The following is a 17630-nucleotide window of genomic DNA, read 5'->3' on the forward strand; positions in this document are numbered from 1 at the left end:
AGAGGTCAACCAGCGGCCAATCGTTCTCAAGTAGAGTTTTTTTAGGGGTAGCTTCATACAGAGAGCACCTTTTGAAAAGTGTACCCTAAAGTGTGTTTCGTACAAAGGCGCAAAGACAAAGAGGTTTTTCCTCTTTGCATACCAATAGGTTGTAGATTATTTAAAATTATTGGACACACTTTTATAAACACTCTCTTCTTAATTAGCTTATTTCGCTGTTATCCAGCACCGAAAATTTTGAATTAAGGCTAGAAAACTCAGGAACAATATCTTTCATTTTACCCACGAGGAGCAATACATCATTTTGGTCCATTAGTTTTACTAGGGCAGCCATCTCGGTTTCTATTTCGTGATAATCATTAGCCCTCACTGCTGCTTTTTGAATCTTGGGGTGGTGAGTGGCAATAACACCTTCACCATCGTCGAGCAGCTCTTCGTAAAGCTTTTCGCCGGGCCGCAAACCTGTAAAGCGAATTTCAATATCCTCTCCTGGGACTAGCCCAGCCATCTGTATCATCTTATGGGCGAGATCAATAATCTTAACAGGTTCTCCCATATCAAAAATAAAAATCTCGCTGCCTTTACCCATCGCTCCGGCTTCCAGCACTAGCTGGCAAGCTTCGGGGATGGTCATAAAGAATCGGGTAACCTCCGGATGTGTGACGGTTACAGCTTGCCCATGTTCGATTTGTTTTTTGAAAATCGGAATCACGGAACCATTCGACCCCAAAACGTTCCCAAAACGAGTGGTAATAAACTGGGTATGGTGATCGCCCCTGCTACTGAGCGCCTGGACATAGATTTCGGCAATCCGCTTGGAAGCGCCCATGACATTGCTGGGGTTGACCGCTTTGTCTGTAGAGACCATGACGAACTTTTGCACCTGATGTTTCACTGCTAAATCCGCCAGGTTCATTGTTCCCATTACATTGGTACGTATTGCCTCTGCTGGAAAATGCTCCATGATCGGTACGTGTTTATACGCAGCTGCATGAAAAACGTATTCCGGTTGATACTTTCCAAAAAGTTGCTCTAACATCCCCTTGTTTCGCACATCGCCGATAACGGGAAGGAACCGTTTATTCTTTACAGCAGTTTTCAAACTCAATTCCAATTGTGCCAAAGGCGTTTCTGCCTGATCTACCCCAATCAACAATCCCGGTTCATAGGGCAATAACTGCCTGACAATTTCACTACCAATAGACCCTGCACAGCCTGTTACCAAAACAACCTTTCCCTGGATACTTTCCCGAATACCTTTCTGGTCCAATTCGATAGCAGGACGGCTGAGTAGATCTTCAAAACGAATTTTGCGAAGCTGCCCCAAGTCCAGTTTGCTATTCAACCAGTTTTCCGTTGGAGGAACCTTCATGACTTTGACCTGATGCTCCAGGCATTCGTTGATGAACGCTACTCTGCGAGTCTCTGGCAGCCCATTGATCCCAATGATGGCGTACTTAATATTGTACTTTTTGACAACCGCTGCAAACGATTTTTCAGGATTAAAAATCCGAACGCCGTTGAGGTATTTTTTGTGTACCCTGGGGTTATCATCAAAAAAAGCAGTAACCCGGTAATTGTGGGTCGTATTCTGTTTGAGTACATTATGTAGCATAGCTCCAAGTTCTCCGGCACCAAAAATGGCGGTATTCAGTCGATTGGCACCTTGCAACCTGAGGCGATCAAACAATAGGCGTAGAACAATTCGCGAACCGCCTGCCAGAAGTAGCAGCACGAAGTAATCGACTAAAACGATGGGTAATACCTCCTTGGGCTTAAATGGTGTGGCCAAAAACTTGAGTAACAAAAAGAAAATCGCCGAAGAAAGGCTGGCGGCATAAAAAACACTTTTGTAATCTTTCTCGCCTACATAGCGAACGATCAGCAGATAGGTTCGAAAAACAATAAAGGAAATTGCTCGAAATGCCAATAACAACACCGGTCCCCAGGTGAGTAAGAGATTGAGGCGTTCAAACTCAAAGTCCCCGGTCAGTAAAAGAGCAATGGTAATGGCAATAAGCGCATATACCATATCTACACCAAAGATAAATAGCTTGGTGACGTAACCGGCAATTGGGTTAGCGCCTAAAATTGATTTTTGGGAATTGAACTTCATGGGGGGATTCTGATCACTAATAGTCCTGATACAATTCGTACATGTTGGTACTCAAGCCAAAATAAATGTGCTGGCTATTGGGCAAGCCCAGTGCAGGTTCATCTTCCGTGCGGCTTTGAATACCTAGTTGCAAGCGTAGGTTGTAAACAGGGTTAGCAAGGTACGCAATTTCTGCCCGCCAGTAAAGGAGTTGGCTTTCTACACCACTACCTGGAAACAGCCCGGTATCCGCCGAGCGAACATTAAAGGACTTATAAATATTACCACCCCAGTTGGCTTCTTTGTTTTCATCACGGCCTAGCAAGGCCGTATGCACCGCAGCCTGGCCCTGCCAACGCCCTTTTCGGTAATTCGTTTGGATCAATATTTCTCTAAAGTTGGCACCAAGTGGATGAGCTAAAGGTTGGTTGTAATGCCCCCAATTGGTGAGCACATCGCGGTGACTATAGGTATGTGGGCGAGCGGAGTTGTATTCGGCTCGCAAAAACAGGTTGCGAATACCTAGTGCATCGCCCCATTTTACGCCCAATTGCCAGGCCAGCATGTTCCGCCAGGGGCCGTTTGTCCAGTCGCGAATTTCTGAAAAGGTAAATTCATCAATGGCCACCTGCCCGTAAGCTTTGATACCCCGGTTGAACTGGTAACTGGTATTGATTCCCATGAGGGTATTGCCGCCATTGGCTCCAACAGAGAATTCTACCGGTCGGTAAAGGATGACTGGGTTAAGAAAGTTAGCATCAAAACCATAGCGATTTAACTCATCCCCCCACATGATTCCTTCGAACAACCCCAAGTTCCAGCGTTGGCCTATATTGACACTCAGGTAATGCATGGAGAGATACTTACGGGCAAAAACCTCGTCGGCTAGCTCCACCTCTGGCCGAATATCATTCATGATCGCCCAAAGGTTGACATATTTGATTCTACCCACAGTCGTCTCTATACGAAAGAAAGGATAGTTGACGCTATTATCAGACATCAACATCGAGCGGTAGCCTTCGCCCAGAAACTGCTTGCCACGCCCCAGGCGTAAATGGAAAAATTTTGCAGGAGTGTAGGCAATTTCTCCGGAAGCGTAAGCGAAATCCGAGGCGAAATCACGAAAGCCTTTCCGTAGCCAGTAGCCCGGTACGACCCTGCTTGTTCCCGCCTGCTGGTTGACGTGCGCCGCAAAGCGGGCTTGGCTTTCGACCAAAGAGGTATAGAAGGTAAACCGCTTGCCCAATTGCCCTTCGATGCGGAGACCACGGCTGTTGCGGTAGGTGGTTTCGTAATCTGGTGATTCGCTCTCCTGCCCGTATTCAAAATGAACGGCAGGGTTGATAGTCAGCCAATAGTCTTCTCCTTGAAAAGAGAAAAGGTTTTCTTGAAAAGCTTTGCGGTCAAACCAGTTGTTGAAACCGGGTACTTTGGTAATGGTATCGGGTAGCAATTCGCTTTTGCGGCTGTAGGAGCTCACCTCGGTGGTGCGCCAGGGCAAGATAGCGGTGTGGATGTTGTGCTCACTGCGCAGTAGGTCATTCTCGTACCAGGCCCGTTCTGCTTGATTGAGTTGGATGGTAGAAAACTGGGCGGAGAGGGGGCTTTGCAGGCAGAGGGTTAATACGACCAGCGTAAACACGCGCAAGGACGTCCGCTGGGAATGAACTCCGTGGGCGTTATTTTTTGATTCCATGATTTTTTTAATTTTTTAGTGGATCGCTCGGGCCACGGCCCGCTCATGTCCCCTGCTCGCGGGGGTGGCCGAAGGTCGGGGGTGGACAGCCCGTCGCCGCAAGGGCTGCCCTCCCTCGACCCTGTGGATCGGTCCCTCCAGAGGGACACATTTGATGGCGCTAGAAGAAACAACACCTTAAACCGCAAACAGGGCTACAACCCTAAACAATGTCCTCCTCTAGAGGAGGTGCCCGCAGGGCGGAGGTGGGACTGCCCTCGAACAAACAAGTACCTAGTCGCAAACAGGATCATACTAGCTAGCTGCGCAACACGACCCCAACACCTTCTCTAGACTGGCAAAGATGCGCTCGAAGTCTTCCTCGGTGAGGTTGGAACCGCTGGGGAGGCAGAGACCAATGTCGAAGAGGTGCTCGGCAGTAGTACCACCGTAATAATCACAATCTGCGAAGACGGGCTGCAGATGCATGGGTTTCCAGAGGGGGCGGGCTTCGATGTTATCGGCTTCTAGCGCGAGGCGGATGGTTTCGCGAGTGAGGCCCTTGTTTTTCGCAGGATCAACGAGGATGCAAGTGAGCCAGCGGTTGCTGAACATGCCTGCTTGCTCTTCCTGGAATTGGATATTAAAGCCTTGCTCGTTCCATTGCTCGAAGTAGGTGCAGTAACGCTCGAAGTTGGCGCGGCGCTGGGCGACCCGCTCGTCGAGGACCTCCATTTGGCCACGACCAATACCAGCCAAAACATTACTAAGGCGGTAGTTGTAGCCCACGTGAGAATGTTGATAGTGGGGTGCATTATCACGAGCCTGGGTAGCCAGAAAGCGAGATTTGGCGATGAGGGCTTCATCATTCCCCACCAAGGCTCCTCCCCCACTGGTAGTGATAATCTTATTGCCATTGAAGCTGAGGATGCCCAATTTGCCAAAGCTTCCACAAGGGCGACCGTTCAAACTAGCTCCGAGGGCTTCGGCTGCATCTTCGACAACAGGAATACTGTATTTTTCGGCGATAGCCATGATTTCGTTCATTTTGGCAGGAAGCCCGTACAGGTGCACCGGAATAATTGCTTTGACTTGCTTACCCTTCGCCCGTTGATCTACGATGGCCATTTCGAGCGCCTGCGGATCCATGTTAAAGGTATCTGCTTCCGAGTCGATAAAGACGGGTTCAGCGCCCTGGTATTTGATAGGGTTGGCGGATGCCGAGAAGGTCATACTCTGACATAAGACGACATCGCCCAAACCTACATCTAGCAGGATGAGTGCTAGGTGAATCGCCGATGTGCCACTGCTGAGTGCAGCAGCGTGAGCGACGCCTACTTTTTGGGCCAACACTTCCTCAAAGGCGTTGACATGGGGGCCCAGCGGGGCGATCCAATTGGTCGCAAAAGCTTCGGCTACGTAGACTTCCTCGCGCCCCGACATGTGGGGGGAGGAGAGCCATATTTTAGGTTGGTTCATGGTGGAGGAGCTCCCTCTGTCCTAGCGGACATCTCCCTCGCGGAGGGAGAATTTTGGGAGCGATTTAAGGGGTGATTAACTTTTGCCCAACTCCTCCCTGGAAAGGAGGGGCTTTTTTGTAGAAACAGGGGTGAGGTGTCGTAATTTTAGGGAGTGATTTGCTACGGGTTTATGGACTGGGCTCCCTCTGTCCTGTGGACATCTCCCTCGCGGAGGGAGAGTTTTGGGGGCGATTTTAGGGGTGATTAACTTTTGCCCAACTCCTCCCTGGTAAGGAGGGGCTTTTTTGTAGAAACAGGGGTCGAGGTGTCGTAATTTTAGGGAGTGATTTACTACGGGTTTATGGGCTGGGCTCCCTCTGTCCTGTGGACATCTCCCTCGCGGAGGGAGAATTTTGGGGGCGATTTAAGGGGTGATTAACTTTTGCCCAACTCCTCCCTGAAAAGGAGGTTTTTTTTTGTAGAAACAGGGGTGAAGTGTCGTAATTTTAGGGGGTGATTTACTACGGGTTTATGGGCTGGGCTCCCTCTGTCCTGTGGACATCTCCCTCGCGGAGGGAGAATTTTGGGAGCGATTTTAGGGGTGATTAACTTTTGCCCAACCCCTCCCTAGAAAGGAGCTAACACTTCCGAATTCCTACTTCTGATCTCCGACTTTGAACCAGGCGTGGACCATACCGGCGTATTCATGGAGGAGCTTGGCGCTGATGTCTATTTTACGGGTGCTAGGTTTGAAGGCAAAGGATTCGTAGCCGGGGTCCGGCATGACCAAGTGATTAGTCGGTGCGGGGATGGGGTCAAGGCCATGATGGCGAAACCAATATAGGGCCCTCGGTATATGCAATGCCGATGTCACTAAAACCAGGGGAATGGTGTCCGAAAAACGTTGGCGATAAGCAAGTGCTTCTGCTTCGGTATTATGGGCAGTAGGCTGCAAAAGGGTATCCTGAGGAGCAACGCCCAATTGAAGGGCCATCTCTGCCAAAACCTCAGCTTGTGGTTGGCGGCCCGATGCGGAATAACCGGAACAAATCAGTTTGGCTTGTGGCAATTGCTGTTTGATGCGTACGCCCTCTAACAGACGCTTTAAGGCGGGTTCGGAAAGACGATCGTGGACGGTAAATCCTGGGGCATTGCTGTGGCCTGCACCGAGGACGAGGATGTTGACGGCTTGTTTTTCAAGCTCATTGATAATGTCATCATCAAGCTGTGTGTATCGACTTTCCCGATTCTCTGCCAAGAATTTCGGCAGTGGTGAAGCACTGACCAGCAGTAGCCAAAAAACACTGTAGATAGCGGTGATTTTTGCCAACTGATGCTTTCCCCGCCAATATAAAAGCGCAGCGATGAAGGCTGCGAGATAAAAATGAAGGAGGGGGTCGAGGAAAGGGGCGGTGAGGAGGCGGAGCATGAAGTATTACTCCTTTTCCTTGATCACAATCCGTTCTTTAAAACGAAAAAACACTGTTTCATTATCACTGATCCTTTTGTAGACGATCATCCCAGCTCCTACTGTGTTATTGTTACCGATTTGGGCACCGGGAATGGTGGAGGCATTGGTGCCGATCATGTTTTCGTTTCCTATTTTGGTATTCCCCGAAAGGGCGACCTTAGGACTGATAAAATTATAATCGCCCAGAATGGTATCATGCCCAACGGTGCAGCGGGAATTGAGCATATTGAACTTCCCTATTTTCACCTTGGGACCTACGGAAGCATTATGAGAAACAACCGTCCCCTCTCCTATTTCTGCGGAAGGGGATACCAGTGCGGTAGGGTGGATCAGGCCAATAAACCGACCGCCACCAGCTTGAATTTTTTCTATCAAACCTCGCCGGTACTTCAAATTGGCGATCCCCATCAAATAAGCGACATCATTGCGCACTTCGTGGTTCTGGATGTCGCCCAAGAAAGGCTCTGCAAAACCGTAGTGTGCATGGTTCTCGGCATTGTCATCGAGAAAGCCGACCACTTCAATTTCTTCCCTGCCTACAGCCTGATTGTAATGGCGGATATAGTCTCGTAGCTCGGCAGCGTGCCCGCCAGCTCCGATGATAATAATGTTTTCCATGATAGGTTTTTAATGAGCGGTATAACCGCCATCGATCGTTAAAGTTGTGCCCGTCACCCAGCGAGATGCATCACTTAGCAAATAGATGCAGCCATTAGCGACATCGGTGGTTTGGCCCAAGCCTAAAGGATGCATAGCTGTAATACGTTCCAGTGCTTCTGTATTTTGGCTATAAGCCGCTTGTTCCGACATCGGTGTCTCTACCACGCCGGGCGCTACCCCATTTACACGAATGTGCTTGCCTGCTAGTTCCAATGCCAGCGACCGGACGCCAGCTTCCACCGCTCCTTTAGTAATACTATAAATTGTTTTACCTCTCTCCCCTACCTGTGCCATGACCGAACTGATAAAGACGATGCTTCCCCCTGTTTTGGCAAAGTGAGCAGGCTTAACTAACAAACGAGTGAGCTCTATGGCGCCTATGACATTAACTTCCAGGTAGGTCCTGAGTTTATCTGGTCGAATCATACGCAGTGGTAAAGTTGTAGAAATCCCTGCACAATGAATAACCCCATCGATTTTCCCGAGGGCGCCGACACTTTCTCTTACGGCATTAGCCATTGCTTCATGGGCTTGCATATCTACAGATACCCGGTACTTTTTTACCGCTGGATGACAGGCCAATTCTGTAGCATTGAGAGCTTCCATGTTGCGACCAAAAAGGATCAGGTTGGCACCTAAAGCGCTGCAACTTATCGCGCACTGCCTCCCAATGCCCGAAGAAGCTCCGGTGATCAGAATGTTCTTGCCCTGAAGATGGAATGGATGCTCCACTTATTCTACTTCTATCAGTTCACTCAAATAGCACTGCTCCAAGCTCAAAATGCTGGCAGCCCAAGATAACCCTACGCCAAAACCGCAGAGCAACACCTTTTTGGCCGAAGGCAATACTCCTTGCAACTCCGATACAATGGTTAGCGGAATAGAAACAGAAGAGGTATTGCCAAATTTATCCAGCGACACAGGGACTTTTTCGGGGTCTACCTTCATCTTTTTGGCAAGGTAGGAGTTCATGTAGCTATTGGCTTGATGAAACACAAAAAAGTCGACCTGTTCCCGCTCCAGACCAGCAGTGGCCAGGATGTTTTTCACTGTTTTCGGTATTTCCCGTAATACAAAATTAAAGACATCGGCGCCGTTCATATAGGCCTGTTCGTCGGAACGCATATTACCGTATTCATCAACTACTTTTTCCTTGACGGTCTCCGCGTTGCTGGGGTTGCGATAACCGCCCGCGTCAATTTTGATCAGCGATTCTCGGGAGCCATCGGAATGCAGCGAGAAAAAGCTTTCGCCAAAATGATCTCCCTTTTCTATTAAGGCTGCGACGCCGCCATCGCCAAACAAGAAACCCGTTTTTCGATCTTTAGGAGAATACACCCTGGAACGTGTTTCTCCATCCAGGAGGAGTGCTTTGCGAAAAGCCCCCTGTTGCATAAAACTGTATACCACGGACAAGCCGTAAATGAAAGCAGAACAGCCCAAATTCAGATCAAAAGCAGCGGTTGATTTATCCAAGCCCAAGCGGTCTTGCAAGATAACCGCAGTTGCGGGCATCCGATAATCAGGTGTTTGGGAAACAAAGATCAGTAAGTCAATCTCCGACCGGTCGACCGAAAGGTCATTCAACAAACGATCCGCCGCTGCAAAACAGAAGTCGGAAGCACACTGGTGAGGCTCTGCAAAGCGGCGCTCCTTTATGCCTGTTTTTTCTACAATCTCGCGGACGTCTTCTGCCGGAAAATGCTCGGTGTAGGCGTAGTTGTCAATGGTGTTAGCAGGTACTGCCGCTGCTAATCCACTAATGCCTATATTTTGAAAACGGAGTTCAGCCATGTTTGATGTAAGGTTTTAGAGATTTTTGCCAGTAGGTTAATGTGTCAAACCTTACTTGGTACTTAGTACGGGGTATTGGGTACTTGGTATTGGGGCTGACTTGAGGCGACACTACCTCCTTTAGCTAAGCGCTTGCTTTTTTTACAGCGTTTAAGAGATCTTCAACGGTTTCTAGTTTTTCGAATTGTGCATTTTCGATTTGGAGTTCAAACTCGTCGTCAAGCATGGCGATGAGAGATAAGCGAGCGAGGGAATCCCACTCGTCGTAATCGCGGAATTGGTCGCTGAGGTTGACCTCGTTTTCTAATTCCAGGGCCTCTTTGAAGGCTTCGATGAATTTATCTTGCATAATGAATTATTTGTCGCGCAGAGGTTTTTTTAGCCACTAAGGCACTAAAACACGGAATTACACGAAAGATTTTTTTGGGTTGCCACCAGGACTCAGAGGTTTTGCCACGGAGGCACGGGGGCACGGAGGTTTTTTTTAGCCACTAAAGCACGGAAACACGGAATGACACGAAAGTTTTTTTGCTTTTTTGTGCATTGGTGTTTTTGTGGCTACGAAATGAGACACGGGAGCATGGAGGTTTTTTAGGTTTTGATGCTTCCTTTAAACTCTTCCACTGTGGCGCTGGTGCCGGAGCTGATGCCTTCGCGGCGGAGTACTTTTTGGGCGGTGAGCCAGAGGATTTTCAGATCAAAAGAGAAGCTGAGATGGTCTACGTAGTAAACATCCAGCTCGAATTTTTTCTCCCAGGAGATGGCGTTGCGGCCGTTGACTTGCGCCCAGCCGGTGATACCGGGACGAACCTCATGGCGGCGGGCCTGTTCGGGCGTATACCGCTCCAGGTACCTGACCAGTAGCGGGCGGGGGCCGATGAGGCTCATATCGCCTTTGATGACGTTGAGGAGCTGAGGGATTTCGTCGAGGGAGGTGGTGCGGATGAAGCGGCCTATTTTCGTGAGCCTTTTTGCGTCTGGTAACAATTTACCGCTGGCATCCTTTTTGTCGTTCATGGTTTTGAACTTGATGACGTTGAATACTCGCTCGTGCTTTCCTGGTCTTGGTTGTGTAAAAAATACGCTACCTCTATTGGCTATGAGTAGCGCTAAGTAAATGAAAACGAATATTGGTGATGCCAACAAGAGTACAACCAGAGCCAAGATGGTTTCTAAAATTGGTTTAAATAGACGAACGTACATTATCTCAAAAACACCTTTGCATTCTCTTTAGTAAATTGAGAACTAGCTAATAGGCTATTCTCTTTTAGGCGATTCAATTCCGTTCTATTTGCTTCTAAACGGATTAATTGTTGTGCTAATTCCTCCAGATTATCTCCGCGAGATGTAAGACCACAATCATATTGGGTAATTAACGCTGATAAGCCAGAGTTTTTAGAACAAATACCTAGCACAGGATTACCAATAGATAAAATATTAAAGGTCTTACTTGGAATACTTAAGTCACTGGCCTGACTATCCAGCGTTACCACGTTGATGTCAGCAGCATACAGGTTATGAGACAGGTTCTCGATGGGTTGCCACGGAAGCAGATGTACATGACTGAATCCTTTTTCCTTGAGTAGGTTGTCCAATGTCTTCTGCTTTGCACCGCCACCAATGATAACAATGGCAAACTTTTCAGGGTCCAGGTACTGCCCTAATTCCACCAGTTTTTCAACGGGATGTGTTAGCCCTAAATTGCCGGAATACACCAAGACAAACTTGCCCAGGCTATGGGTGATCTTCAGGATCAGATTATCCTCTTTTTTGATAAAATTGAAATCAGAGGCTTCGCTCCATAGTGGCACAATCTCTATCTGACTTTCATCAGCAACATACTGCGCGGCTAAACGCTTCATGCCTTCCGTCAGCGTAAAAATTTTACGTGCCTTCTTGAATGCCCTCCGGTTGAGGTCTGACCAAATCCGGTAAATGGCACCCGAAGGTTTGGTATAGCCGTAGTGAACCAGTGCATCCGGATACATATCGTAAATAAGGATATCAAAGCTACAGCCTGCCAGCCAAGGGATAAATGGCGTAAAAGGTGGATTGGTGATAGCAACAATATGAGCATTACGATACCGGAACAAGACGATCCAGAACATGGAGAGCGACGCTGACAACCAGGTCCAGATTCTCTTGAAAGCCGTATCACGGTTGTAAGGAGTTATTTTATGCCATTTCACATCAGCAGGCAACGGGTTTCCCCTTTCGACAATCGAACCTGCGATGATTACTCGATGAGCATACTTTGAGGCGTAAGCTTCCAGCATATCTATTTGCAGATAGCCGGAAGCTTGGTCCAATATGACAACCGTATCGGTTGGGCCACTAGGCATTTTTAACCTCTTGATTGATCCAATCAAATGTTTTTTTCATCCCATCAATGAGTGGCATAGCAACCGCCCAACCCATTTTTTCTTCATAAAGGGTATTGTCAGAATTCCGGCCCATCACACCAATGGGGCAGGCAAAGCCATACTTAGTTTTGAATTCTTCTCCTTCAATATTATCAATACTTAGGTCCTTACCTGAAATATCGATGGTCATTTGTGCCAGCTGATTGATGGTCACCATTTCTTCCGAGCCAATATTGACGGGCCCCAGAAAGTCATCTTGCCGCATAAAACGCAATACAGCTTCAAGGCAATCATCAATATACAAGAAGGAACGTGTTTGCTGCCCTGTCCCCCATACCTCTATGCTTCCGCCTTCATCGGTTTCTGCTACCTTGCGACACATCGCAGCCGGTGCTTTTTCCTTGCCACCCGTCCAGGTGCCCATGGGCCCAAAAATATTGTGGAACCGCGCTACGCGAACATCCAGCTTGTAGTTGCGATTGAATGCAAGAAAGAGCCGTTCAGAAAACAACTTTTCCCAGCCATACTCTGAATCGGGGGCAGCAGGATAAGCAGAATCTTCTACACAATTAGGGTTATTGGGATCCACCTGATTGCGCTCCGGGTACATACAAGCGGAGGAAGAGTAAAACACTCTTTTGGCCCCCTGCCTGCTGGCCTCATAAGCCACATTAAGGTTGATCATGGCCGAATTGTGCATGACATTTGCATCATTATCACCCGTAAAAATATAACCAGCGCCACCCATGTCGGCAGCTAATTGATAGACCTCGTCAAAAGGGTGCATTTCGCCGCCCTCTTGAACCGACATCACTTCCTTTACTTTTACAGGGTCACGCAAATCTGCACATAGGTATTCGTTGCACATCTCCTCGTGGTTCCAGAATTCGTGCGCTTCTTTGATATCAACCGAACGAACCCAAAACCCTTCGTTCTTTAAACGGTGAGCTAAGTGGCCGCCGATAAAGCCGCCACCGCCTAATACAAGTGCTCTTTTCATTAGAAAATTATTTTTCATTTTAGATTTTGAGGAATTATTTTGATGATTTCCAAGCTTTCAGTCTTCTCCATGTCAATGTCAAAACACCAATTTTTCATAAAGATCAATATACTCACGATATCGTTCTTTTTGGTCAAAACAAACTTCTGCTCGAAGACGGCAAGCTTTAGACAGTGCTTCCTTATTTTTATTCTTGATAGAGAGGATAGCTTCTTTCAAACCAGCAATGTCTCCCTTTTGTACCACTTTTCCTGTTTCATCGTCTGCAGCTTCAGGACTTCCTCCCGTATCATAGGTTACCACAGGCGTACCACAAGCTAAGGCCTCGATATTGGTCGTAGGGAAATTATCCTGATAAGTGGGATTTACGAAGCACAGGGCTTTGCTGTACCACTTCGCAAGTTCTTCCACGCTTTCTGTCCGCGCAATTCCCGTTATTCCCGGTGGCAATTGTTCGATTTGTGCTGGGCTTAAGCCAATTAGTACAATGCTGTAGTCTTCCGACAATACCTTGCGGAGGCGGATGAAATCAGCTAAACCTTTTCGCTCGTCCCAAGTGCTTGCTACGCCTAGAACAAGTTGGTCTGTTTTGTTTTGTTGTGGTTGAAAGACCTTCAAGTCAGTGCCATTGTAAATGTGGTGTACGGGTAGCTCTTGTAAAAAAGATTGTTTGACTTGATTCAATAACCACTGAGAATGAACTACTAAATGAAGGTTCTGAGGAAGTTGAAACAAACGCTTTTTATCCCGAAAATTTCGACTCGATTGATCGACTCCCAAACTACGAGGATATTTATCTATTTTAGGACAAGCATGGCATTCTGTTAGCCACTTATTGCAGGCAATACTATCATAGTACGTACAATGCCCAGTGAATGCCCAGCAATCAAAGAGTGTCCACACGATTGGTATTTCTCTTTCTTTTAAGTAGTTGAAGAGGACTTCTATATTTAAGTAATACCCATGCAGATTATGCAAGCCAATGGCATCTGGTTGGATTTCTTCCAACTGCTGTACCAATGCTTGCGTTGCGCGTGTAGAACCAAATCCATGCCTGTCGAACAAGAGCGTTTTAGCGCCGTGCAGATAGTTGTCTAGCGCGTTTCCAATTTTAATCTCTTTAGACTGGCTTGGATTCCCGTTGCGGCCATAGGCGATGTAGGATTCGTGTCCGCTATCCAAAAGCACTGCCCCAATGCCTTCTGCTATTCGCCCGGTGCTGCCAGTGTTGATGGTTGTGTTGATTTGGAGTATTTTCATTCAAAATTGCACTCTAGTATTGAAATATTTTTTTTCAATACTATATCATCTTTAAAAAGAGACGCCCCTCTTTTAGACAAATCAGAGTAATAACCTAAATCCTCTTTCTTTTGGATTAAGAATTCCATTTTATCAGCAATCGACTTATTTGTTTGTTCAGCCATTTGTCCGAATTTACCATTTCCAACTAACTCTCTACACCCACTGCAATTGGTGACAATAATAGGTTTACCTAATATCATAGCCTCCATTAATGAAACTGGTAAAGCTTCTGATTTTGAAGTCATAATAAATATATCAGATGCATCAAGATACGGATATGGGTTAGGCTTAAAGCCTACAAAATCAATTGTTTTCTCCAATCCTAATGAACTTACTAAAGCCTTTAATTCTCTTTCAAGAAATCCTTTCCCGAGTATTTGGACTTTGAACTTTAAACCTTTATCAACCAGTAGCTTTGACGCATGTATTAGTTTGTCATAAGCCTTAACGGGATACAAACTACCTATAGTCACAAATGTGATAATGGATGATTTTTCTACTTCAAAGGCATTTTTCTGTGCTAAGATATTTTTTTCATTAACAATATTGTAAACGACTGGCATTTTGGGGAATTCGCCAAAGACATTAATAAACTCTTTTTTACTATCCTGAGATACAAAAACAATAGCGTCTAATTTCTGATATCGATTATTAATAAGTTTAGTCTTGTAGCGATTATTCTGGTAAAATTTCGAAAAATTAGAATATGATTCATATGAAGAATGAACCCAGGATACTTTATTTCCTGGACTACGCATCATCAAAATCAAATTGGTAAAATTACCGTCGATATAGCTAATTGATAGTTCGTAATCTCTATTTAGTTTTTTTCGCACAACATATTTAAACCAGAAAGTCCAACCTATCCGCTTTTGCAAGTAGGCCAAAAAACGAACTAACAGGTCATTTTTAAACATAGGAATAACGTTAACTTCAGAAGGTATCTGATTAGTATATATTCCTCTATAGGACACTACTGCTAAATCAATTGAATATTGCTTAAGGTCTAATAAGTTCAACAAATTCAGCAAAGCCCTTTCAGCTCCACCTCCAACTAACGATGGAATAAGTATAAGGATTCTTTTATTATTCTTTAAAAGCATACTAGGTTATCATTTAAACAAAATCCAACACTATGATAATGTCAAAGAACAAAATTGGTTAGACCTCAATATCCCTCGCTAACGTTTTGTCTTTTTAATCCTCTCACTCAATGCAGAACTACCTAAAAACGCTACATCAGTATATTCATTCTTTACCCAGTGCAGTAATTCTTTGAGTGCAGCTAAACTACTCTCCCGATTTGTTTGATCTAGACGGCTTGTATAATTGATACGATGAGAGGAAACAATAGCGGGCAGCTTCCATTTAAATGCATAACGAATCTGCTGTTTTGCCATTATTAGAGCTTGCTTTTGTCCGTAAAGAGAAGGTTCAAAAATCACATTGCGTACCGAATAAATTTGACCTAACTTATTTTTTTGACCTGTATATCGGTAAATTTTTCGTTGTGAAAAGCCGGGTTCGTTCTTTGGATGTAATTGGGCTCGTTGCCCCTGTATAAAGTATATTGAGTTTGCTGCTAAGAAATCTTCAATGGGTTTACCCCAGCGGTAACAAGGGGCAATAAACGATTGAGGCGACTCTCCCCAAACCTCTCGGAAGATATTTAAGCCTTCATTCAAGCTTTGTATTTGTTGTGTTATTTCGCTACGATTATCATAGTCCAAGGCATCCATATACTCCATGGTATAGCCTGTGGATGATGCTATTGCAGGACTGAAAATTCCTTCATAAAAAGCTTCTCGAGTTTGTTTATCTCCTTTTTGTAAAGCCCTCATCCAACGGTTTACATTCAAGTGTTCAGCTCCATGAAACTGTACTTCAAACACTTCTCCATGTACACCATTTTTCACCTTTTCTATGACATCTTGACTCTTGCTATATGTCTGATAAGTTTGGTGAAACGGTTCGCGGAAATACCTTTTAAAATTAGCTTCTTCTATTTTTTCGAAATCAGGATTAGCGGCACAATAATTCAAAGTAAATACTGCACCAAGACCACTTATGCCGGAAACTTCTCTTAAAACCTCCTGTAGCCTATCTATATCTTCATTAGTTTCCAAACCATCGTAAAGTTGGTATGGATTAGCTTCTATAGTATGCCCAAGACTCTTTAGTGCATCCCTTGCTTGGCTTGAACTCATCCGGATACTCCCCCAGTCGTCTGACTCGATAGTTAATATTGGATTATGAGTCCGCCAAGAAGGCAAATCAAGCACCCAACGTTTTAACTCTCTGAATAGCTTCATTTGTTTGCTATAAGGTATCCAAGTTCCGTAGATGTCATAAACTCCAAACTAGGCCACTTTTTTAATATGGTTTTAAGTAAACGATCAAGTTCCTTAAGCCCATGATCCCGGTTATGAACAGCTAAACCGCCAATATAATTGACGCGATGGGAACTAATTACGGCAGGTTTGTTATACCTGAACGCCATTTCAATATCATATAGGCAAGAAGCGACCCAGTCCTTTGATCGGTCACTTGGTTCAAAAAAGCAATTCCTTGTTATCGTAAGTTGACCGAAGCGATTAGTTTTCCCAAGCCAGTGGAAGCGGTTTTTTGTTTTCCCATTCCCAAATACTTCCTTTTGTAATTTTGGAGAAGATATATATTCGATACCGTTTGCTTTCGCCGTTTTAAACAAGGCATTATTTATCGGGCCATTTGGGGGGACAAAAAATCGGGCTCTCCTATTAAACAGTTGCTCAAACAGCTTTAGACCGCTGCTTATTACGTCATGTTGCATTTCCAAATCTGAAGTTTCCTCTAAATCAAAAGCAGCTTGATAATCCAAGGCTAACGAGGTATTTACCGCCCACATTTGGGATTCAAAAGCAGCTACGGTTGGTTTATCCTCAGCCTTCAGCTTGCGTATCCAAGAGGTGATATTCAAATGTTCACGACCATGAAATTCAGGAACGAACAAGTGCTCTTGAAAACCTTCCCTCCAATAATCGAAAGCATTTTCAATACCATATCTTTCTAGCGTTTTCAGCATCGGCTCATAAAAGTATTGCGTAAAATTAGATTTAGCAATACCCTCAAAATCAGGATTAGCGACCAAAGCCATCGCAGTAAATACGGGATATTTTCCCTTGGAATCTTTGAAAGCTGTTAAAGTGTTAAACAATTGCTCAAAATCATCCTTACTGGCCAATGTGTCATATAGGGAATAGCGATAACGTTCTTCTCCTTTGCCTAAGTCAAAACCCTTTCGCTCAAGTGATTCTCGGATTTTATTACTTGGCATACGAATACTTCCCCAGTCGTCAGATTCGATGACTATTATCTTGGCCTTGATAGATTTGCCAACATTATTACTGAGGTGTTTCAGTAGGCTCATATATGCTAGTTTTGCCTAGGAGGCTTCTATCAACAATTCCACTTAGGTGAAAATGTTATTAATTTGAAAAAATGTATTGCAGATGTGTACTTTGAAATAAAACTTTATTCATACTAGGAATCAGTAGTGTCCGGTTAAAAAACAAGGAACCTTCATAAGGTTTCTGTTTATCAATAAGTTACAACGGTTTTCTTCGGAAACGATTTGAATCGCCTGCGAAGAAGGCCAAATTAGCGCCCAAAAGAGGGTAGCTAATGAATCGAGGTAAATATGTCTTTGCGCAGTTGATGAGTTTGATCAATCACAAAGAGTTTACCAAGTATGTTGACAAGTACGGCGGTAATTATCGAGTTCGCAATTTCACCTGCTGGCATCAGTTTTTGTGTATGAGCTTTGGCCAG

16 protein-coding genes are annotated in these 17630 nt (G+C 45.3%); 1 reads left to right on the forward strand and 15 read right to left on the reverse strand.

From position 1 onward, the window contains the following. Positions 1 to 202 precede the first annotated feature (202 nt). The 15 genes from A3EU_RS31190 to A3EU_RS0120270 all read right to left on the reverse strand — a co-directional run bounded on the left by A3EU_RS31190 (position 203) and on the right by A3EU_RS0120270 (position 17229). Entirely contained in the window at positions 203 to 2116 is a 1914-nt protein-coding gene (locus A3EU_RS31190) for a polysaccharide biosynthesis protein (RefSeq protein ID WP_020538017.1), read from the reverse strand. Between the two features lie 16 nt (positions 2117 to 2132). Further along, positions 2133 to 3791, reverse strand: a complete 1659-nt coding sequence (locus A3EU_RS31195; RefSeq protein ID WP_020538018.1) for a hypothetical protein — start codon at positions 3789 to 3791, stop codon at positions 2133 to 2135. Positions 3792 to 4085: 294 nt separating this feature from the next. Beyond that, the gene (locus A3EU_RS0120205; RefSeq protein WP_071596867.1) at positions 4086 to 5249 is read right to left on the reverse strand and encodes a DegT/DnrJ/EryC1/StrS family aminotransferase; all 1164 of its coding nucleotides are present in this window, start codon (positions 5247 to 5249) and stop codon (positions 4086 to 4088) included. 636 nt (positions 5250 to 5885) lie between these two features. Continuing rightward, a complete protein-coding gene (locus A3EU_RS33110; RefSeq protein ID WP_020538020.1) occupies positions 5886 to 6659 on the reverse strand; it encodes a YdcF family protein in 774 nt (257 codons plus the stop codon). Between the two features lie 6 nt (positions 6660 to 6665). Continuing rightward, a complete protein-coding gene (locus A3EU_RS0120215; protein WP_020538021.1) occupies positions 6666 to 7319 on the reverse strand; it encodes an acetyltransferase in 654 nt (217 codons plus the stop codon). A gap of 9 nt (positions 7320 to 7328) precedes the next feature. Further along, entirely contained in the window at positions 7329 to 8093 is a 765-nt protein-coding gene (locus tag A3EU_RS0120220; RefSeq protein ID WP_020538022.1) for an SDR family NAD(P)-dependent oxidoreductase, read from the reverse strand. Then, positions 8094 to 9155, reverse strand: a complete 1062-nt coding sequence (locus A3EU_RS0120225; RefSeq protein WP_020538023.1) for a 3-oxoacyl-ACP synthase III family protein — start codon at positions 9153 to 9155, stop codon at positions 8094 to 8096. It abuts the gene before it with no gap. A 124-nt stretch (positions 9156 to 9279) separates the two neighbouring features. Further along, positions 9280 to 9504 (reverse strand): acyl carrier protein, encoded by a 225-nt coding sequence (locus A3EU_RS0120230; protein WP_020538024.1) that lies wholly within the window; start codon positions 9502 to 9504, stop codon positions 9280 to 9282. Positions 9505 to 9746: 242 nt separating this feature from the next. Beyond that, positions 9747 to 10358, reverse strand: a complete 612-nt coding sequence (locus tag A3EU_RS0120235; RefSeq protein ID WP_020538025.1) for a sugar transferase — start codon at positions 10356 to 10358, stop codon at positions 9747 to 9749. Beyond that, a complete protein-coding gene (locus A3EU_RS0120240) occupies positions 10358 to 11497 on the reverse strand; it encodes a glycosyltransferase family 4 protein (protein WP_020538026.1) in 1140 nt (379 codons plus the stop codon). Before A3EU_RS0120240 ends, A3EU_RS0120235 begins: the two co-directional genes overlap by 1 nt. Beyond that, on the reverse strand, positions 11490 to 12518 hold the full coding sequence (locus A3EU_RS0120245; protein WP_026211492.1) for an NAD-dependent epimerase/dehydratase family protein: 1029 nt from the start codon (positions 12516 to 12518) through the stop codon (positions 11490 to 11492). The genes A3EU_RS0120240 and A3EU_RS0120245 overlap by 8 nt, the downstream gene beginning before the upstream one ends. Before the next feature lie 78 nt (positions 12519 to 12596). Next, positions 12597 to 13778 (reverse strand): glycosyltransferase, encoded by a 1182-nt coding sequence (locus tag A3EU_RS0120255; protein ID WP_020538028.1) that lies wholly within the window; start codon positions 13776 to 13778, stop codon positions 12597 to 12599. Then, complete coding sequence (locus A3EU_RS0120260; protein ID WP_020538029.1) at positions 13775 to 14923, reverse strand: glycosyltransferase; 1149 nt, start codon at positions 14921 to 14923, stop codon at positions 13775 to 13777. Before A3EU_RS0120260 ends, A3EU_RS0120255 begins: the two co-directional genes overlap by 4 nt. 78 nt (positions 14924 to 15001) lie before the next feature. Further along, positions 15002 to 16132, reverse strand: coding sequence for a hypothetical protein (locus A3EU_RS0120265; RefSeq protein WP_020538030.1), 1131 nt, complete (start codon positions 16130 to 16132; stop codon positions 15002 to 15004). Further along, on the reverse strand, positions 16129 to 17229 hold the full coding sequence (locus tag A3EU_RS0120270) for a hypothetical protein (protein WP_020538031.1): 1101 nt from the start codon (positions 17227 to 17229) through the stop codon (positions 16129 to 16131). Before A3EU_RS0120270 ends, A3EU_RS0120265 begins: the two co-directional genes overlap by 4 nt. A 254-nt stretch (positions 17230 to 17483) precedes the next feature. On the opposite strand from A3EU_RS0120270, the gene A3EU_RS35580 reads away from it, so the two are divergent. Further along, on the forward strand, positions 17484 to 17630 hold a 147-nt coding region (locus A3EU_RS35580), incomplete at its 3' end, for a DUF4372 domain-containing protein (RefSeq protein WP_020537459.1).

Source organism: Lewinella cohaerens DSM 23179 (genome assembly GCF_000379805.1).
Lineage (GTDB): Bacteria > Bacteroidota > Bacteroidia > Chitinophagales > Saprospiraceae > Lewinella > Lewinella cohaerens.